The sequence below is a fragment of the Nocardioides sp. S-1144 genome (assembly GCF_005954645.2).
Taxonomy (GTDB): domain Bacteria; phylum Actinomycetota; class Actinomycetes; order Propionibacteriales; family Nocardioidaceae; genus Nocardioides; species Nocardioides dongxiaopingii.
The window spans coordinates 4371368-4389598 of the sequence record NZ_CP040695.2; the positions used below are offsets into that span (position 1 = coordinate 4371368).

Consider the following 18231-nt stretch of genomic DNA (forward strand, 5'->3'; position numbering starts at 1 on the left):
ATGGCACCCGCAGGGGGGGTGGTGAGGGGCTCAGGAGCTGGTCGAGAATGCGGCGTCGAACGCGGCCGAGGGCGGGTCGAAGGCCAACCGACGCACGAACTCCAACGCCTCCGGAGCCCCCACCAACCGGTCCATCCCCGCGTCCTCCCACTCCACCGAGATCGGACCCTGGTACCCGATCGTGTTCAACATCCGGAAACACGCCTCCCACGGCACATCCCCGTGCCCGGTCGAGACGAAGTCCCACCCCCGCCGGGGATCGGCCCACGGCAGGTGCGACCCCAACCGACCATTACGACCATTGCCCACCTGACGCTTCGCGTCCTTGCAGTCCACGTGGTAGATCCGATCCCGGAAGTCCCACAAGAACCCCACCGGATCCAGGTCCTGCCACACGAAGTGACTCGGATCCCAGTTCAACCCGAACGCCGGACGATGACCGATCGCCTCCAACGTCGCCACCGTCGTCCAGTAGTCATAAGCAATCTCCGAGGGATGCACCTCGTGGGCGAACCGCACCCCACACTCGTCGAAGACATCCAGGATCGGGTTCCACCGATCCGCGAAGTCGCGATACCCAGCCGCCACCATCTCCTCGGTCGCCGGCGGGAACATCGCCACGTACTTCCAGATCGCCGAACCCGTGAACCCCACCACCGTGTCCACACCCAGGCGCTGCGCGGTACGCGCGGTCAGCTTCATCTCCTCCGCCGCGCGCTGGCGCACCCCCTCGGGGTCACCATCACCCCACACCCGGCTCGACAAGATCGCCTCGTGACGCCCGTCGATCGGGTCATCACAGACCGCCTGACCCTTCAGGTGGTTCGAGATCGCGTGCACCTTCAGCCCGTACTTCTCCAGCAGGTCGAGCTTGCCCTGCACGTAGGCGTCGTCCTCAGCCGCCTGCCACGGATCGAGGTGGTCGCCCCAACACGCGATCTCCAGGCCGTCGTAGCCCCACCCCGACGCCAGCCGAGCCACCTCCTCGAACGGCAGATCAGCCCACTGGCCGGTGAACAACGTGATCGGACGAGGCATGAGAGTTCCTCTCGCAGAACAGAACAGGACAGACGAACGAACAGATGGGTCGAGCGGGTGGAGCGGGGTCAGGTCCGGGTCACGGCCGGGAGCCGGTGGCCAGCCTCGCCAGCAGGTCGCGGACGTCGGTGGCCTCGATCCGCTCGGCCTTGACGCTCGGGTCGGAGCAGAGCAGGACGGGACCGTCCTCGGGGCGGCTGGGCAGCCGCCCGTGGCTGCCGCTGACCGGCGCCGGGTCGAGCGGGACGACGCTCATGGAGTAGCGCAGCCCGACCTTCTTGCGCACCAGGGTCAGCCCGGCGCGCGCCTTCACGAGCCGGTCCTCCGGGTCGAGGAAGAGCTCGGCGGGGTCGTAGCCGGGTTTCTTGTGGATCTCCACGGCCTTGGCGAAGTCGGGCGCGAGCGCGTCGTCGAGCCAGTAGTAGTAGGTGAACCAGGCATCGGGCTCGGCGACGAGCACCAGCTCGCCGGCCCGCTCGTGGTCGAGCCCGAGCTCGGCCTGGCCCTCGCGGTCGAGCACCTGGTCGACGCCGTCGAGCCCCTCGCACAGCGCGCGCACCCGGGGCAGGTCGGCGGGGTCCTTGACGTAGACGTGCGCGACCTGGTGGTCGGCGACGGCGAAGGCGCGCGAGGTCCAGGGGTCGAGCAGCTCGCCGGTGGCGTTGTGGTGCACGTGGAGCAGGCCCTCGCGGCGCAGCAGCCGGTTGACGTCGACCGGGCGGGAGGCCTTGGTGATGCCGTACTCGCTCAGCAGGACGACGGTCGTGCCGGTGCGCTCGGCGTCGTCGAGCAGCGGCGTGAGCACCTCGTCGACGTCGCGGGCCGCCTGGACGGCCTGCTCGCTGTCGGGGCCGAAGCGCTGGAGGTCGTAGTCGAGGTGGGGCACGTAGACCAGGGTGAGGTCGTGCTCCGGCATCAGCTCGCGGGCCGCCTCGACGATCCAGCGCGAGCTCGGGATGGCCGCGGTCGGTCCCCAGTAGGTGAAGAGCGGGAACGGGCCGAGCTTGTCGGTCAGCCGGTCGTGGAGCTCCGGCGGCCAGGTCCAGCAGTCGGGGCTCTTGCGGCCGTCGGCGTGGTAGACCGGCCGCGGCGTGACGGTGCTGTCGACGTCGGCGCCCATGGCGTACCACCAGCAGACGTTGGCGACCTTGTAGCCGGGTCGCTCGCGCCGGATGACGTCCCACAGCTTCTCGCCCTGCACGAGCGCGTTGTGCTGGCGCCAGAGCAGGACCTCGCCGAGGTCGCGGAAGTACCACCCGTTGCCGACGATGCCGTGGTCGCGCGGGAGCAGGCCGGTCAGGAAGGTCGACTGCACCGAGCAGGTGACGGCGGGCAGCACGGTTCCGAGCTCGGCCGCGAACCCGGCCGTGGCCACCCGCTGGGCGCGGGGCATGTGGCGCAGCAGGTCGGGGGTGAGGCCGACGACGTCGACGACGAGCAGGCGGGGCGGGGTCGGTGCGGGGGTCTGGCTCACGAGGGGGCTCCTTGCAGTCCGGGGACGGGGTCGAGGCCGAGCGCGACGAGTCGGTCGCGAGCCCAGGCGAGCTCGGCGGCGATGCCGGCGACCAGGCCGGCGTCGTCGCGCGGGCGCAGCTCGGGCGGCAGCACGCCCCACGTGTAGGTCTCGACCTCGACGTGGTCGACGACCGGGTGGTCGCCGCCGAGGAGGGCGGTGAGGCCGGCCTCGAGGTGCGGACGGGTGCTGCGCAGCGGCGGCTCCGGGTCGGCGTGCACCGGGACGTGCACGTGCACCCGCCACGGACGACGCGCCGGCAGCGGCTCGCCGCCGGCGCCGTCGAGGCCCAGCGCCTCGTCGAGGTCGTCGCGCCCGCTGACCTCGGCGCCGACCGGCTCGCGGGTCTGGTGCAGGAAGCGACCCTCGGCCCAGCCCGCGAGGGCGGCGCGGGTCTCGTCGTCGCCGGGGCGGGCGGCGTGCAGGGCCGCGGAGGCCTGCACCTTGACCACCGGCAGCCCGGCGGACTCGAGGTCGTCGAGCGCGTCGGCCACCTCCTCGAAGCCGACGGCGAGGTGGCAGGTGTCGACGCACACCCCGACGAGCCCGGGACCGAGGTCGGCGAGCCAGGCGAGCCGCTCGACGGCGTCCGCGGCGGTCTCGACCAGGCAGCCCGGCTCGGGCTCGAGCCCGACGCGCACGGGGCGACCGACGTCGTCGGCCAGCGCGGCGAGGCCGTCGGAGAGGCGGTGGAGCACGTCGGTCGCGGCGCGGTCGTGGTCGTCGTCCCAGGGAGTGCGCCAGCCCAGCGGCAGGGTGGAGACGCTGCCGCGGACGGCCTCGTCGGGCAGCAGGTCGGCCAGCACCCGCGCGCAGTCGAGGGTGAAGTCCAGCCGGGCGTCGTCGGTCCAGTCGGGGAGGTAGACGGCCTTCTTGACGACGTCGTCGTGGAAGCCGCGGTAGGGGAAGGCGTTGACGGTGACGACCTCGAGCCGCTCGGCGCGCAGCACCTGGCGGACCCGGTCGCGCGCGCCGGCGTCCCGGGCGAGCTCGTGGGCCACCGCCGCCGGCAGCCACAGCCCCACCCCGAGGACGTCGGCGTCGAGGGCCGAGCGGACGCCGGCCGCGTAGGTGCGCAGCTGGGCCACGATCCCGTCGACGGTCTCGGCAGGGTGGACGTTGCTGCCGTAGGAGAGGTGGACCAGGCTGCCGTCGCGGTGGCGGAACCTCACGACGCCCGCTCGCCGCGGAGCACCGAGGAGCCCTCGAAGGTGTCGGTGGCCTCGACCTGCGGGGCCTCCAGCAGCAGCCGGCCGCTCTGGCCGTAGAACTCGACGGGGTTGCGCCACAGCACCCGGTCGACGTCGTCGTCGGAGAAGCCGGCGGCGAGCATCGCGTCGCCGGTCTGGCGCGTGGTCAGCGGGTCGCTTCGCCCCCAGTCGGCCGCGCTGTTGACCAGGACCCGGTCGAGCCCGCGGCGCTCCAGGATGGCCACCATCCGGTGCGGGTCCATCTTGGTGTCGGGGTAGATCGAGAAGCCCATCCAGGCGCCGGCGTCGTCGACGACGTCGACGGTGACCTCGTTGAGGTGGTCGACCAGCACGTGCCCGGCCGGCAGCCCCACGGCGGCGACGAGCTCGAGGGTGCGGTGGGTGCCGGCCAGCTTGTCGCGGTGCGGGGTGTGCACCATCGCCGGCAGGCCGTGCTCACCGGCCAGCTCGAGCTGCCGGGTGAACGCCGTCTCCTCGGCCTCGGTCATCGAGTCGAAGCCGACCTCGCCGACCGCGACGACGCCGTCCTTGGCGAGGTAGCGCGGCAGGAGGTCGATGACCGGCGTGCACCGCGGGTCGTTGGCCTCCTTCGGGTTCAGCGCGATCGTGCAGTGGTGGGCGATGCCGAACTGGGCGGCGCGGAAGCGCTCCCAGCCGAGCAGCGCGTCGAAGTAGTCGATGAACGAGTCGACGCCGGTGCGCGGCTGGCCGAGCCAGAACGCCGGCTCCACGACGGCGCGGACGCCGGCGGCGTGCATCGCCTCGTAGTCGTCGGTCGTGCGCGAGGTCATGTGGATGTGCGGGTCGAAGATGCGCATCAGGACTCCTGGGTCGGGGCGTCGGGCCCGGCGGGGTCCAACAAGGTCAGGGCGTCGTCGGGCACGGCCCGGCCGGCGGCGCGCCGTTCGTCGGCGTACGAGGCGACCATCGTGCGCAGGGTGGCGTCGGCGCGCTCGTCGAGCCCGGCGACCAGGTCGAGCGGGACGCCGACGAAGAGGCACTTGAGCACCGCCTGGCGGAACGCGTCAGCGTCCAGCAGTGCGGCACCGGCCGGGCCGAGGGCGGCGGCGACGAGCCGGACGTCGTTGGTGCGCAGCGCGTCGTGGACCAGCAGCGCGGCCCGCTCGGGCCGCCCGGCGGAGACCAGCGTGGCGAGCCCCAGCAGCACCGCGCGCCGCTCGGCGGCGTCGCCGAACCGGTAGAGGTCGGCGACCTCCTGGGCCAGGGCGTCGGGGTCGGCGGCCAGGGCCTCCCCGAGCGCGCCCAGCAGGCGCACGCGGACGACGTCCTCGACGCGGACCTCGCCGGGTGCCGCGCCCGGCGCGGTGGGCGTGCGGCCGATGTCGCGGCCGGCGGCGGGGAAGAGGGAGCGGACGCGGGCCGGGTCGGCGCGCACGGCGTCCTCGGCGGCGGCCAGGCGCTGCTCGGTCTGCTCGTCGAGGGTCGTCATCGTCGCTCCGCCGTCTCGGGGACCCGGACGTCGTCCGCGTCGGTGGCCTGCGCCTCGGCGGCGCGCAGCAGTCGCAGGGACCGCTCGGCCACGGCCGGGGCGGCGTGCGCCTGGCGCGGCAGCTCGAGGGCCGCCAGGCCGGTGTACCCGACGCCGCGCAGGGCGCCGAGCGCCTCGACGAAGTCGACCTCGCCGGTGCCGATCTCGAGGTGCTCGTGGACGCCGTGGACCATGTCGTCGACCTGGACGTTGGCGATCAGGTCGCCGGCGCGGTGGATGGTCTCGGCCATCCCCCGCGGCTCGTTGCACACGACGTGGCCGAGGTCGAGGGTGACGCGCAGGCCGTCGGGGTCGCCGAGACGGCGGCGCAGCTCGAGGACGCCGTCGAGGGTGTCGACCGCCATGCCGGGCTCGGGCTCGAAGGCGCAGACGACGCCGCGTCGCTCGGCGAGCGTGAGCACCTCGCGCACGCCGGCGACGAGGCGGTCCCAGCCGGTGGCGGCGTCGACGCCGGCGGGCAGGATGCCCGACCAGAACGACACCGCCTCGGCGCCCAGGTCGGCGGCGACCTCGACGGCGCGGTGCAGGTAGTCGACGCGGCGGTCGCGGCCGTCGTCGGAGACGAAGGTGGGCTCGTGCTTGCGCCGCGGGTCGAGCAGGTAGCGCGCGCCGGTCTCGATGACGACGGCCATCCCGCGGCGCTCGAGGTGCCGGGCCACGGCGGCCGTGCGGGCGGGCAGCTCGGGCGCGAAGGGGTCGAGGTGGAGGTGGTCGAGGGTGAGGGCGACGCCGTCGTAGCCCAGGTCGGCGAGCAGGTCGATGGCGTCGTCGAGGCGGTGGCTGGTCAGGCCGTTGGTGCCGTAGCCGTAGCGGAGCGGGCCGCTCATGTCGGCGAGACCACCTTCGAGGCCCACGCCGCGGCCGGGGCGGCGGCGAGCAGCGCCACGGCCGTGCGGGGGGCCGCGGAGCCGGCGAGCAGGCCGGCCTGGAGCGGCACCAGGCCCCGGATGCCGGCGCCGGTGGCGGTGCGGACCGTCGGTGCGCTCGGGTCGCTGACGGCGCGCGCCTGGGCCCGGCCGACGGCGGCGGCGTACGTCGCGGCGAGCACGGCGGGCAGCACGGCGCCGCGGCCGCGGCCGCGGGCGCGCCAGGCGGTGAGCCCGGCGACCAGCCCGGTGACGGCGGTGACGGAGGCGGCGGTGGCCGGGCGGGTGCCGTGCACCTCGCCGCGACTCAGCGCGGTGACGCCGGCGGTGTGCGCCGCGACGAGCAGGGCGGGCGCCGCGGCGGCGCCCGGGGTGCGCCCGGCGCCGAGCAGGACGTCGAGGCCGCGCGCGGCGGCCATCGCCGCGGGGCCGACGGGGCTGTTCTTCAGCACGAGGTCGTAGGACCAGACGGCCGCGGTGAGCAGCACCGCCGTCCGGGCGGCGGGGCGACCGCCGGCGAGCGCCGCGGTGGTGACGCCGGCGACGGTGAGGCCGGCGGCGATGCCCAGGGCCGTGCCCGCGCCGACCCGACCCGAGGGGATCGGCCGCTCGGGCCGCTCGACGGCGTCGAGCTCCCGGTCGGCGTAGTCGTTGAGGGCCATGCCGGACCAGTACAGGCAGATCGAGGCGAGCGGCATCAGGGCCGAGGCCGGCGACAGCGCGCCGACGGCGGCCGCCCCGGCCAGCGTGTCACCGGGCACGCTGAGGGCCGCGGGGGCCCGCACGAGCTCGGCCAGGTCGGCCAGACCGACCAGCAGGGGTCGCTCAGCCACGGGCGAGTCCGGAGCACCACGCGACCAGGGCGTCCCACTGGGCGCCGAGGCGGTGCTCGTCGCTGTCGACCGGGTCCTTGAAGAAGAATCCCAGCGCCGACTGCGGGCCGGTGCGGCCGGCCTCGTGCGCGCGGGCGGTGAGCCGCGCGAGGTCGAGCACGAGCGGCGCCGCCAGGGCGGAGTCGCAGCCGGACCAGGTGAACTGCAGGCTCATCCGGACCCCGAGGAAGCCCTCGAAGGACACGTGGTCCATCGCGGTCTTCCAGTCGCCGAGGTCGGGGACGTTGTCGATGTGCATCGGGCCGTCGACCTCGTGACCGAGCATCGCCTCCAGACCGTTGCGCTTCGAGTCGATCTTGCTGGCAGCGGCGGCGGGGTCGGCCAGCGTGGCACCGTCCCCGCCGCCGAGCATGTTGTACGACGCCCACGAGCGCACCTTGAGGGCGCGGGTGGCGAACATCGGCGCCAGTGCCGACTTCACGAGCGTCTCGCCGGTCTTGCCGTCGCTGCCGGCCCACGGGACGCCGGCCCGCTCGGCCGCCTGGGCCAGGGCGGGCAGCCGCGAACCGGGGCTGGGGGTGAAGGAGACGTAGGAGCAGCCGGCGCGGTAGGCGGCCAGCGCGTAGACCGACGACAGCGGCAGCGGGCTCTCGCCGGCGTCGAGCGCGGACTCGAGGACCGCGAGGTCGCCCAGCGGTCCGTCGGCTGCGACCGCACCGGCCGGCGGCTCGGTGCTGGCGACGTCGACCACGACCACGCGGTCGAGGCCCTCGGCGGCACGGAAGGCGACCAGGTCGTCGCGGAGCCGGTCGACCGCGACGCCCTGCGGCTCACCGGTGGCGGGGTCGAGGCCGTGGCGGACCCGGCGGTCGACGGCCTCCAGCTCCTCGGCCAGCAGCGGCATCAGGCGCGCCGGCAGGACGCCGCCCTGGACCAGCTGCTCGGCCCGCTTGGTGAGCGGCTGCGTGGCGACGTCGTGGCCGCCGAAGACCAGCCCGGAGACCTCGGGCAGCCCGGAGACGGCCACCTCGGGGAACTGCGAGACCAGGCCGACGCTGTCGGTCAGCCCGGCGCGCAGCGCGAGGGCACCGACCACGGTCGTGGTCGCCACCGAGCCTCGCGCGCCGACCAGCCAGATCCCGGTCCGGGTCGGCGTGGTGGTGGCGGCGTCGTCGATGGTCATGGTGCTCGTCTCCCGAGTCGCGGTGGGGTCGTGCGGGCTCGTCCGGACAGGCCCGGACGAGCGCTCCGCCAGTGATGGCAGTCACAGCCGAAGTTACGAGTCTTTCGTGTCTGGGTCAAGCAAAAGTGGCCGCGTTGCGAAGCAAATCTGAGGGCGCTCCACACCGTCGCCACCGGGGGCCCGCCGGCGCTCGTTCCGGCGCTCGTCCCGGCGCTCACTCCGGCGCCCCGGCGGGGCCGGTCGTCGGCGGCCGCCACTCGCGCCGCAGCAGGCCGAAGACCCACGAGTCGGACACGTCGCCGTCCACGACGCAGTCCTCGCGCAGCGTGCCCTCGCGCCGGAAGCCGAGCTTCTCCAGGACGCGGGCCGAGGCCAGGTTGCGGGTGTCGGTCTCGGCCTGGACCCGGTTCAGGTCGAGGGTCTCGAAGGCCCAGCCGAGCACGGCACCCGCCGCCTCGGTCGCGTAGCCGTGGCCCCAGGCGGCGGCGCCGAGGCAGTAGCCCAGCGAGGCGCTGCGGTGCTGGGGGTCGAAGCGGGTCAGGCCGCACCAGCCGAGGAAGGCACCGTCGGTGGTCCGCTCCAGGGCCAGACGCGCACCCGTGCCCTCGGCGGCCAGCTCCCGGCAGGCCGCGACGAACCGCTGGGCGCGGGCGCCGTCGGTCCAGGGCGGGGAGTCCCAGTAGCGCAGCACGTGGGCGTCGCCGTGCAGCGCGAGGAGGACGCCGGCGTCCGCGTCGGTGATCGGCCGCAGTCGCAGCCGCGCGGTGAGGAGGGTGGGCGTGGGGAGCGGCACCGCGGGCTCACCCACCCTCGGCCGGTGCGACCTCGGTCCACGCCCACCACGGGTAGTGGTACTCGCCCTGCTCGACCTGGAACCGGGTGCCGCAGTCGCGGCACTCGCAGATCCGGTCGGGCACCCACTGACGACCCGTGTCGACCGTCCCCACGACCGTGACGTGTCCGCGGTCCACCTCCTTGGCCGGGTCGTAGAACTGGTGGTCGGGGTAGGCGCCGCACAGGCACTCGCCCGCCGCGAAACGCCTGAGCCGGCCGAGGGCGTGGGCGAGGTGCCACCGGTTCGACGCGAGCGCCCCGCCGAGCTCGACGTCCGTGGTCGCCGCCTCGATCGCGGCCGATGCGCGGGCCGGCGGCGCCAGGACCTCGGGGTCGCGGGTCCTCACGATCGCCCACACCGCCGGCAGGATGCGGTCCCGGTCCCCGGAGAGGAGGTCGGCGACCAGCGGCGAGCCGCCGGTGGGCTGGTCGTCGGGGCGGCTCATGGCGCACCAGTGTGCCTCACCCGTCCCCGGCCGGGCCGGGTGCCCAACCTCACGCCGCCCGGGCCTTGGATCGATCCAATCGCGGCGCCACACTGGAGGGAAGGCACCAACCCGACGTCCCCAGGAACCCGCCATGACGCACCAGACCCGCCTGATCGACGAGCTCAACACCCTCCACGCCGGCTACGTCGAGGCCATCAACGCCGCCGTCGCGGCCGACGACCTCTCCCGCGCCGCCGACCTCGCCGCCGAGTACGACCGCGACGCCATCATGCTCATGGCCGAGCGCGAGGGCCGCCAGGACCTGCTCGCCCACTTCGGCCTCGACCAGGACGGCCGCCGCCTCATCGCGCACGCCACGCCCCTGCGCAACCTGGTCAAGCGCGTGGCCGCGCTCCGCGCTGCCTGACCCCGGCGGCCGACCGCCCGGTCGGCCCCGACGGCGGTCGCGTCCGGTCCGGCGCCCGTGTCGGGCCGGGTCGTCCTCAGCCGCCCAGGGCGGTGAGGATCTGCTCGTACCGCACCCTCGGGTCGTCCGCGAGCCCCGCCTTGACGAACCTCGCCCAGTCGTCGGCGAGCACCTCCTGCGAACCGGACTCGACGGCGTCGAGCCCGGCGCGCGCCAGGTCCGACGGCGCGATCTTCGGCGCCTCCACGGTCCTGGCCATGTCGGTGTCGACCAGCCCCATGTGCACCGCGACCACGTGCGTGCCCTGGGCGGCCAGCTCGAGCCGCGTGCTGTCGGTCAGCGCCGCGGCCGCGGCCTTCGAGGCGGCGTAGGCGCCGGCGCCCGGGAGGGTGAACCACGACAGCGCCGAGATGACGTTGAGGATCGCGCCGCCGCCGTTGCGGCCCAGGACGGGGGCGAACGCGCGCGTCACCAGCAGCGGCCCGAAGAAGTTCGTCTCCATCTCGCGACGGATCAGCGCCTCGTCCCCGGTCACGAGCGAGGTGCCGGTGGAGATGCCGGCGTTGTTGATGACCACCTCCGCGTCGCCGGCGGCGGCCGCGGCCGCCTCGACCTGGGCAGGGTCGGTGATGTCAAGCTCGAGCGGGTGGACGCCGGCCGCGACGATCGTGCTCGCGTCGCGCGCACCGGCGTAGATCTTGGTCGCGCCGCGCTGCTTCAGCAGCTCGACGAACTCGGCCCCGATGCCCCGGTTGGCGCCGGTGACGAGCACCACCGCTCCGTTGATGTCCATGACGATCCCATTCTGTAGTGACTGCTACTGATTACGTGCCGGACGCTAGCACATTCCGTAGCGATCGATACGTTATGGTGGGGTCATGGCTGGCCGACCTCGGAGCTTCGATCGCGACGCCGCGCTCGCGGTGGCCGTCGAGCAGTTCTGGCGCGCGGGCTACGAGGAGACCTCCGTGGCGACCCTGACCGCGGCGATGGGCCTCACGCCTCCCAGCCTCTACGCGGCTTTCGGCGACAAGCGTCGCCTGTTCGAGGAGGCCGCGGCGCTCTACTTCCGGCGCACGTGCGAGGCGGTCGACCACGCCACGGCGCTCCCGACCGCGCGCGAGGCCGTGGCCCGGGTGCTGGCCGACACCGCACGCGCCCACACCGACCCGGCGACGCCGGCGGGGTGCCTCATGCTCACCGAACCGCGGCTCGAGGCGCAGCGCGACGTGCTCCGCCGGCGTCTCCAGGACCGGCTCGACCAAGGGGTGCGGGACCACGACCTGCCCCCCACCACGAACACCGACCACCTCGCCCGGTTCCTCGTGGCCGTGCTGCGCGGGATGTCGGGCTCCGCCCGCGACGGCGGCACGATCGAGGACCTCCAGGGCATCGCCGACGCCGCGATGGCGGCCGTGCCGGCGCCGCCGGACGACCGGGTGGCGGACCGCTCCTGAGACCAGCCCGTCCCGACGGCGGCCCGGGGACCTCAGGGCCCGGTCCGGCGCCCCGGCCTCACGGCGTCGAGAAGACCGTCGGCGTGACGTGCCGCAGGATCGCACGCAGCCCCGGACCGTCCGAGGCACCACCGCTCACGGTGACGAGGTAGGACGCCGGCCGCACCGGCCCGCGTCCCACGTCGTAGCCCACCACCCGCATGAGCGTGAGCCGGCCGGCGGCACGGACGAGCACACCTCGCACCGGGTGCAGACCGCCCAGGCTGTCCATCCGCAGGGTGCGTGCGCCGGTCGGGTCGGTGAAGACCCCGGCGCTCGAGGTCGGCCGGGTCAGCCGCCAGCCTCGTGGAGCGTCGATCGCGTACGACGGCGCCTCCGGATGCGCCCACCGGGGCCCGGGCCGCAGCCGGCCAGGACGACGGCAGCGGCCAGCGCTGGGAGGAGGGACTTCACGAGCCTTCGACGCCTCCTCGGCCCGGTTGGTTGTCCGCACACCGGTGGGGCCTGCGTCGGGTGCGTCGGCGGAGGTATCACCGCCCGGCCTGCCGGGTCCTTGGAGGGAGGACGGCTTCCCGTGCGGGTGGCCGGCGAACCGAGGGAGCCACCGATGACGGTCGTGCCGCTGCCCGAGGTCCGTCGGTGAACCGCCCAGGCTTCCGGTCGGCACTGGCGAGCACGGCGTTCCGCCGGCTCTGCCTCGCCCACGGGCTCGCCACCGTCGGCCAGCTCGTCGTCACCCTCGCGGTGGGGGTCCACGTCCTCGCGGAGACCCGGTCCGGCGTCTGGGTCTCGGTGACCGTCGCGTCGGCGTTCGCGCCGTACGCCCTGTGCTCGGCGCTCGCCGGTGTGCTCGCCGACCGCCGGTCGCGCAGCGCCGTGCTGGCCGGTGCCGCGTGGGTGCGGACGGCGCTCGCGCTCGTGCTCGTCGCCGGGACGGCGGCCGGCTGGCCGGTCGCCGTCCTGGCCGGTGTCACCGCCCTCGTCGCGGTGGCCGCGACGCCGTCGTTCCCCTCGCTCGCCGCTGCCACGCCGCAGTGCGTGCCGGACCGCGACCTGCCGCCGGCGAACGCGCTCGTCACCTGCGTCGAGAACGTGACCTGGATCGGTGGGCCCGGGGTGTTCGGGCTGCTCGTCCTGGCCGGCGCCGGGACGGAGGTGACGGTGCTCGTCGCCGCGGTCCTCTTCGCCGTCGCCGGCACCGTCGCGGCGTCCGTGCGACTCCGCCGACCGGCACGGGACCGGGCGACCGGCTGGTGGGCCGACCTGGTCGCCGGGGTCGCCGCCGTGGCCCGTCGGCCCGAGGTCCGCCGGCCCATGGGGCTCGCCGTCGTCGACAACCTCCTGTACGGCTACCTGGTGGTGGCGATCGTGCTTCTCGCCGACGCGGCGCCGGGGGACGACGACCCGCTCGGCCTGCTCAACGCCGCCCTGACCGTGGGCGCCCTGGCGTCGATGCTGGTCGTGAACCGGTGCACCCGCGGCGACCGGACCTCCGCGGTCCTGGTCGTGACCCTCGTCGGCTTCTGCCTCACCCTCGCCGCCCTCGGGGCGGTCGGCGCCACCGCGCTGGGCGTCGCGCTCCTCGTGGTCGCCGGCGGCACGACCATGGTGGCGGAGGTGGCGGCGGTGACGCTGCTCCAGCGCTCGACCGACACCGGCACGCTGGCCCGGGTCTTCGGGATCTACGACCAGCTCAACGTGGGCGCCATCGCGCTGGGCTCGTTGGCGGCCGGTCCGCTCTCGGCGGTGGCCGGACCACACGCCGGGCTGGTCGCCGTCGCCGGGCTCGGCATCGTGCTCACGCTGCCGGCGCTCCTCGGGCAGCTCGGTCCCGCCCGTGCCGGCGCGGGAGCGACTCGCCGGCGGGGTCGCTTGGCATCCGGATCCGTCAGGCGTAGCCTGACAACGCGTCAGGACGTGCCTGACACTGCGGAAGGAACGCCATGACCCCCACGAACCCGGACGACCACCACTGCTCGTTCTGCGGCACGCTCGGGACCGAGGCCGAGAGGTTCATCGCCGGCCCGGGTGTGTACATCTGCAACGAGTGCGTCGAGGTCTGCGTGGACATCCTGGCGGGCAAGCCCACGCCGTCGTTCCCTCCGCTCGACGACAAGAGCGACGACGACCTGCTCCGCGACATGGCGCAGATCGCGGCGTCCCGCGACCAGGTGGAGGAGGCCGTCGTGGACCGTGCCCAGCGGCTGCGGGCTCGGGGCGTCACCTGGGCCCGGATCGGTGAGGGCCTGGGGATGACCCGTCAGTCGGCGTGGGAGCGCTTCTCGACCGACTTGGACTGACGCGGACCGATCACTTCCGCCCGGCGCACCGGTCTGGATCCTCGTGACCCACGAGTGCATCAGCGCGACCGCCCGCGTGGAGGCGTCGGCCGCCTCCGTCTTCGCGGTCCTGGCCGATCCCTCCCAGCACCGCGCCATCGACGGCACCGGCCGCGTGCGCGATCCCGTCGAGCCTGTCCCGATCACCGCCGCGGGACAGATCTTCCGGGTCGGGATGTTCCACGAGCGCCATCCCGACGGCACCTACGAGATGGCCAACCTGGTCCTCGACCTCGTGCCGCCGCACGTCATCTCCTGGAAGCCCGGCCATCGCTCGGCAGGGACCGGCGACCTCGAGTTCGGCGGCTGGACCTGGCGGTACGACCTGAGCGCGCTCGGTCCCTCCCTCACCGAGGTGACGCTCACCTACGACTGGTCGGCGACCACGCGCGAGGCCCGCCGCGTGCAGGGCTTCCCGCCGTTCCCGCCGACCCACCTGGCCGACTCCCTCACCCACCTCGCGGCGCTGGTGACCCCTTGAGGTCGAGGCCGACGGGGGCGCGCGACGGCAGGTCCCGTTCGCAGGAGGTCAGCGACCGGGAGGGCTGACGGTGAGTCGCATCGCCTCGTCGTTGGTCGTGCAGCAGGTGCCGTCGACCGCGGCTCCGGGCTCCTCGGCGTGCCCCTCGAGGTCGGGCCGGGCATCGGACTTCACGGTGTAGACCTCCCAGGGCTCCCGGCCGGGGCCGGTGACCCACACCTTGTCCTGGACGGCGTAGCAGCAGGTGGTGTTGTCCTCGGGCCGGGTGAGGACCCCGGCCTCGGCGAGCCGGTGGTGGGCGTCGGTGACGAGGTCGGTGGTCTCGACCTCGACCCCGAGGTGGTCCATGCGGGTGTCCTCACCGGCCCGGCCCTCCAGGAGCACCAGCTTCAGCGGGGGTTCGGCGATGGCGAAGTTCGCGTAGCCGGGCCGGCGCTTGGCAGGGGTGGTGTCGAAGAGCGTGGAGTAGAACGCGATGGACGCCTCCAGGTCGGCGACGCGGAGGGCCAGCTGCACTCGGGACATGGAGGCTGCTCTCACTCGGACGTATCGATCAAGGTCGATGTCATCTTGCGCTCCACATCGACGCCCGTCAACATAGACGCATGTCGAACTCTGCTCGGCCGGTGCCGGTCCCCCCAGACGCCCTGGCGTGCTGCACCCCGCTGGCGCGGGAGCCGATGGGCGAGGACCAGGCCGCCACGGTCGCTCCGCTCCTCAAGGCCCTCGCCGACCCGGTCCGGCTGCGGCTGATGTCGCTGGTGCTCTCGCACGAGGGGCGCGAGGCGTGCGTGTGCGACCTGCTCCCGGCCTTCGACCTGTCCCAGCCGACCATCAGCCACCACCTCAAGGTGCTCCACGAGGCCGGGCTGCTGGATCGTGAGAAGCGCGGCGTCTGGGTCTACTACCAAGCGCGCCCCGAGGCGATGGAGGCCATGGTCAACCTCTTCGCGGCCGTCGTCCCGGCCGGGACGAGCGTGTGAGCGACGTCGTCGGCGAGCGGGCCGGCACCTCCTCCGAGGACGCCGTCGCGACGCGGCTCTCTACCCTCGACCGGTTCCTGCCGGTGTGGATCGTCGCGGCCATGGCCCTCGGGCTCCTCCTCGGACGCAGCATCCCCGGCCTCGACGACGCCCTCGCGAGCGTGGAGATCGGGTCGGTCTCCCTGCCCATCGCCGTCGGCCTGCTGGTCATGATGTACCCGGTCCTGGCCAAGGTCCGCTACGACGAGCTCGGCCGCGTCGCCGCCGACCGGCGCCTCCTCGCGGCGTCCATCCTGCTGAACTGGATCGTGGGCCCGGCGCTCATGTTCGCCCTGGCCTGGCTGATGCTGCCCGACCTCCCGGAGTACCGCACCGGCCTGATCATCGTCGGCCTCGCCCGCTGCATCGCCATGGTCCTGATCTGGAACGACCTGGCGTGCGGCGACCGGGAGGCCGCCGCGATCCTCGTCGCGATCAACTCGGTCTTCCAGGTCGTCGCCTTCGCCGGGCTCGGCTACCTCTACCTCGAGCTGCTCCCCGGCTGGCTCGGCCTCGCCGACACCGGCGGGGGCGGCGGGGGCGGGCTCCACGTGTCGGTCTGGGACATCGCGACGTCGGTCCTGGTCTTCCTCGGCGTGCCGCTCCTGGCCGGGTTCCTCACCCGGACCCTCGGCGAGCGGGCGAGGGGCCGCGACTGGTACGAGACGACGTTCCTGCCCCGCATCGGCCCGACCGCCCTCCACGGGCTGCTGTTCACGATCGTCGTCCTGTTCGCCCTGCAGGGCGACACCATCACCCACCGGCCCCTCGACGTGGCCCGCATCGCGCTGCCACTCCTGGCCTACTTCGCCCTCATGTGGGCGGGCTCGTTCGCCCTCGGCGTCGCGCTCGGGATGACCTACGAGCGCACCACCACGCTGGCGTTCACCGCGGCAGGCAACAACTTCGAGCTGGCCATCGCCGTGGCGATCGGCGTCTTTGGGGTCACCTCCGGACAGGCCCTCGCCGGAGTCGTCGGCCCCCTCATCGAGGTCCCCGTGCTGGTCGGGCTCGTCCACGTCTCCCTGTGGGCCCGCCGCCGGTACTACCCCCGCGCCACCACCCGAACCCGTCACCGCCCGCCCGCGACCGGAAAGAGATCCACATGACGACCCCCGAGGTCCTCTTCGTCTGCGTCCACAACCAGGGTCGCTCCCAGATGGCAGCCGCGCTCCTCGCCCGGCACGCCGCCGGACGCGTCCGCGTCCGCTCCGCCGGCTCCGCACCCGCCGACAGCGTCAACCCCGCCGTCGTCGAGGTGATGGCCGAGATCGGCATCGACATCTCCCAGGAGCTCCCCAAGAAGCTCCTCACCCACGACGTGGCCGCCGCCGACGTCGTCGTCACCATGGGTTGCGGCGACGCCTGCCCCATCTACCCCGGCAAGCGCTACGAGGACTGGGTCCTCACCGACCCCTCCGGCAAGGGTCCCGACTCCGTGCGCGAGATCCGCGACGAGATCGACCAGCGCGTCCGCGCGCTGCTCGCCGAGCTCGTCCCGGACACCCCGACCGCCTGATCTCCCCACGCGCTCGGGGGACGGTGGGCCGGCCGGCCGACGACGGCTCGGGTCAGTGCGCCATGTCGACGAAGCGCGAGTAGTGGCCCTGGAAGGCGACGGTGATGTCGCGGGTGGCGCCGTTGCGGTGCTTGACCACCAGGAGGTCGGCCTCGCCCGGGCGCGTCGACTCCTTCTCGTAGACGTCGTCGCGGTGCAGGAGGATGACCATGTCGGCGTCCTGCTCGATCGAGCCGGACTCACGCAGGTCGCTCATCATCGGGCGCTTGTCGCCGCGCTGCTCGGGGCCACGGTTCAGCTGGGAGAGCGCGATGATCGGCACGCCGAGCTCCTTGGCGAGCAGCTTGATCTGGCGGGAGAACTCCGAGACCTCGAGCTGACGGGACTCGACCTTCTTGCCCGACGACATCAGCTGCAGGTAGTCGATGACGATCAGCCGCAGGTCGTGGCGCTGCTTGAGTCGGCGGGCCTTCGAGCGGATCTCCATCATCGTCATGTTGGGGCTGTCGTCGATGAACATCGGGGCCGCGGACACCTTGGCCATGTGGCGGGCCAGCTTGTCCCAGTCACCGTCCTGCATGTTGCCGTTGCGGATGTGGTTGAGCGGGACCTTCGCCTCGGCCGACAGCAGGCGCATCGTGATCTCCGAGCGCGTCATCTCGAGGCTGAAGAAGACGCTGGCCAGGTTGTTGTTGATCGAGGCCGAGCGGCACAGGTCGAGGGCCAGCGTCGACTTCCCCATCGCGGGTCGGGCCGCGACGATGATCATCTGCCCGGCGTGCAGGCCGTTGGTCAGGTCGTCGAGGTCGGCGAAGCCGGTCGGGACGCCGTACAGGCCGTTCTCGCGGTTGCTGATCGCCTCGATCTCGTCGAGGACGCCCTCCATGATGTCGCTCAGCGGGGCGTAGTCCTCGGTGCTCCGCTTGTCGGCGATCTGGTAGATCTCGGCCTGCGCCCGGTCGACGATGTCGTCGACCTGGCCCTCGCCGGCGTAGCCGAACTGCGCGATCCGGGTGCCGGCGTCGACGAGGCGGCGCAGCACCGACTTCTCGTGCACGATCTGGGCGTAGAACTCGGCGTTGGCCGCGATCGGGACGTTCGCCGCCAGCGTGTGCAGGTAGGGGGCGCCGCCGATCTTGGCCAGCTCGCCGGCACGCTGCAGCTCGGCGGCCACGGTGATCATGTCGACCGGCTCGCCGCGACCGAAGAGGTCGATGATCGCGTCGTGGATGATCTCGTGGGAGGGGCGGTAGTAGTCGTTGCCCCGCAGGACCTCCGAGACCTCGGCGATCGCGTCCTTGGAGATGAGCATCGAGCCGAGCACCGACTGCTCGGCCGCCATGTCCTGCGGGGGCGTGCGCCCACCCGGCGAGCTCGGTGCGTTGCCGGGCTCGTAGGCCGCCGGACCGTCACCCCAGTCGTCGTACGGGGGCTCGGGGAACCCACGGCTGTCGGACTCGGTGAGGCTCACGGGATGTCTCTCCACGACGGTGGGTGCAGGGCGGTCCGGGACGGTCGGTGGAGCATGCCGTCGACGGTAGGGGGCAGCACCCCCCGAGACCGTTCCCGA

The 18231-nt window shown here is 73.6% G+C and carries 22 protein-coding genes; 8 read left to right on the plus strand and 14 right to left on the minus strand.

Annotated elements, in window-relative coordinates:
• Positions 1-30: 30 nt before the first annotated feature.
• From FE634_RS20545 to FE634_RS20590, 10 genes are all read right to left on the minus strand, one after another.
• Positions 31-1038, minus strand: a complete 1008-nt coding sequence (locus FE634_RS20545; RefSeq protein WP_138876973.1) for a sugar phosphate isomerase/epimerase family protein — start codon at positions 1036-1038, stop codon at positions 31-33.
• A 79-nt stretch (positions 1039-1117) separates the two neighbouring features.
• Positions 1118-2512, minus strand: coding sequence for an alkaline phosphatase family protein (locus FE634_RS20550; RefSeq protein ID WP_212722058.1), 1395 nt, complete (start codon positions 2510-2512; stop codon positions 1118-1120).
• A complete protein-coding gene (gene eboE, locus FE634_RS20555; protein WP_138876974.1) occupies positions 2509-3723 on the minus strand; it encodes a metabolite traffic protein EboE in 1215 nt (404 codons plus the stop codon). Before eboE ends, FE634_RS20550 begins: the two co-directional genes overlap by 4 nt.
• Positions 3720-4580, minus strand: a complete 861-nt coding sequence (locus FE634_RS20560) for a TatD family hydrolase (protein WP_137295702.1) — start codon at positions 4578-4580, stop codon at positions 3720-3722. Before FE634_RS20560 ends, eboE begins: the two co-directional genes overlap by 4 nt.
• Positions 4580-5212, minus strand: coding sequence for an EboA domain-containing protein (locus FE634_RS20565; protein ID WP_148240928.1), 633 nt, complete (start codon positions 5210-5212; stop codon positions 4580-4582). Before FE634_RS20565 ends, FE634_RS20560 begins: the two co-directional genes overlap by 1 nt.
• Entirely contained in the window at positions 5209-6099 is an 891-nt protein-coding gene (locus FE634_RS20570; RefSeq protein WP_148240929.1) for a sugar phosphate isomerase/epimerase family protein, read from the minus strand. Before FE634_RS20570 ends, FE634_RS20565 begins: the two co-directional genes overlap by 4 nt.
• Positions 6096-6971 (minus strand): SCO3242 family prenyltransferase, encoded by an 876-nt coding sequence (locus FE634_RS20575; protein ID WP_222847637.1) that lies wholly within the window; start codon positions 6969-6971, stop codon positions 6096-6098. The genes FE634_RS20570 and FE634_RS20575 overlap by 4 nt, the downstream gene beginning before the upstream one ends.
• Positions 6964-8154: an inositol-3-phosphate synthase gene (locus tag FE634_RS20580; protein WP_138876976.1), complete on the minus strand. Its 1191-nt coding sequence runs from the start codon at positions 8152-8154 to the stop codon at positions 6964-6966. The genes FE634_RS20575 and FE634_RS20580 overlap by 8 nt, the downstream gene beginning before the upstream one ends.
• Positions 8155-8368: 214 nt before the next feature.
• Complete coding sequence (locus tag FE634_RS20585; protein WP_246060973.1) at positions 8369-8962, minus strand: GNAT family N-acetyltransferase; 594 nt, start codon at positions 8960-8962, stop codon at positions 8369-8371.
• Entirely contained in the window at positions 8955-9434 is a 480-nt protein-coding gene (locus FE634_RS20590; protein WP_137295665.1) for a hypothetical protein, read from the minus strand. Before FE634_RS20590 ends, FE634_RS20585 begins: the two co-directional genes overlap by 8 nt.
• Before the next feature lie 133 nt (positions 9435-9567).
• On the opposite strand from FE634_RS20590, the gene FE634_RS20595 reads away from it, so the two are divergent.
• Entirely contained in the window at positions 9568-9843 is a 276-nt protein-coding gene (locus FE634_RS20595) for a hypothetical protein (protein ID WP_137295666.1), read from the plus strand.
• A gap of 76 nt (positions 9844-9919) precedes the next feature.
• On the opposite strand, the gene FE634_RS20600 is transcribed toward FE634_RS20595, so the two are convergent.
• Positions 9920-10636 (minus strand): SDR family oxidoreductase, encoded by a 717-nt coding sequence (locus FE634_RS20600; protein WP_138876977.1) that lies wholly within the window; start codon positions 10634-10636, stop codon positions 9920-9922.
• An 85-nt stretch (positions 10637-10721) separates the two neighbouring features.
• Here FE634_RS20600 and FE634_RS20605 point away from each other — a divergent pair, with 85 nt between their 5' ends.
• On the plus strand, positions 10722-11300 hold the full coding sequence (locus FE634_RS20605; protein WP_138876978.1) for a TetR/AcrR family transcriptional regulator: 579 nt from the start codon (positions 10722-10724) through the stop codon (positions 11298-11300).
• Positions 11301-11358: 58 nt separating this feature from the next.
• Here FE634_RS20605 and FE634_RS20610 read toward each other — a convergent pair whose 3' ends face one another.
• Entirely contained in the window at positions 11359-11571 is a 213-nt protein-coding gene (locus FE634_RS20610) for a hypothetical protein (RefSeq protein ID WP_138876979.1), read from the minus strand.
• A gap of 368 nt (positions 11572-11939) precedes the next feature.
• Here FE634_RS20610 and FE634_RS20615 point away from each other — a divergent pair, with 368 nt between their 5' ends.
• The 3 genes from FE634_RS20615 to FE634_RS20625 are packed head-to-tail and all read left to right on the plus strand — an operon-like array spanning position 11940 to position 14120.
• Complete coding sequence (locus tag FE634_RS20615; protein WP_187366767.1) at positions 11940-13247, plus strand: MFS transporter; 1308 nt, start codon at positions 11940-11942, stop codon at positions 13245-13247.
• Positions 13244-13600, plus strand: coding sequence for a ClpX C4-type zinc finger protein (locus FE634_RS20620; protein WP_138876981.1), 357 nt, complete (start codon positions 13244-13246; stop codon positions 13598-13600). Before FE634_RS20615 ends, FE634_RS20620 begins: the two co-directional genes overlap by 4 nt.
• A 43-nt stretch (positions 13601-13643) precedes the next feature.
• The gene (locus FE634_RS20625; RefSeq protein ID WP_138876982.1) at positions 13644-14120 is read left to right on the plus strand and encodes an SRPBCC family protein; all 477 of its coding nucleotides are present in this window, start codon (positions 13644-13646) and stop codon (positions 14118-14120) included.
• 48 nt (positions 14121-14168) lie between these two features.
• Here FE634_RS20625 and FE634_RS20630 read toward each other — a convergent pair whose 3' ends face one another.
• Positions 14169-14645: an ArsI/CadI family heavy metal resistance metalloenzyme gene (locus FE634_RS20630; RefSeq protein WP_148240931.1), complete on the minus strand. Its 477-nt coding sequence runs from the start codon at positions 14643-14645 to the stop codon at positions 14169-14171.
• 101 nt (positions 14646-14746) lie between these two features.
• On the opposite strand from FE634_RS20630, the gene FE634_RS20635 reads away from it, so the two are divergent.
• Genes FE634_RS20635 through FE634_RS20645 form a run of 3 tightly spaced genes read left to right on the plus strand, consistent with a single transcriptional unit; the run spans position 14747 to position 16661 of the window.
• Positions 14747-15103 carry an ArsR/SmtB family transcription factor gene (locus FE634_RS20635; protein WP_246060974.1) on the plus strand — a complete coding sequence of 119 codons (357 nt, stop codon included), beginning with the start codon at positions 14747-14749 and terminating at the stop codon, positions 15101-15103.
• On the plus strand, positions 15100-16251 hold the full coding sequence (gene arsB, locus FE634_RS20640) for an ACR3 family arsenite efflux transporter (protein ID WP_138876984.1): 1152 nt from the start codon (positions 15100-15102) through the stop codon (positions 16249-16251). The genes FE634_RS20635 and arsB overlap by 4 nt, the downstream gene beginning before the upstream one ends.
• Positions 16248-16661, plus strand: a complete 414-nt coding sequence (locus FE634_RS20645) for an arsenate reductase ArsC (protein WP_138876985.1) — start codon at positions 16248-16250, stop codon at positions 16659-16661. The genes arsB and FE634_RS20645 overlap by 4 nt, the downstream gene beginning before the upstream one ends.
• A gap of 52 nt (positions 16662-16713) precedes the next feature.
• On the opposite strand, the gene dnaB is transcribed toward FE634_RS20645, so the two are convergent.
• Positions 16714-18003, minus strand: coding sequence for a replicative DNA helicase (dnaB, locus tag FE634_RS20650; RefSeq protein WP_245155218.1), 1290 nt, complete (start codon positions 18001-18003; stop codon positions 16714-16716).
• Positions 18004-18231 lie beyond the last annotated feature (228 nt).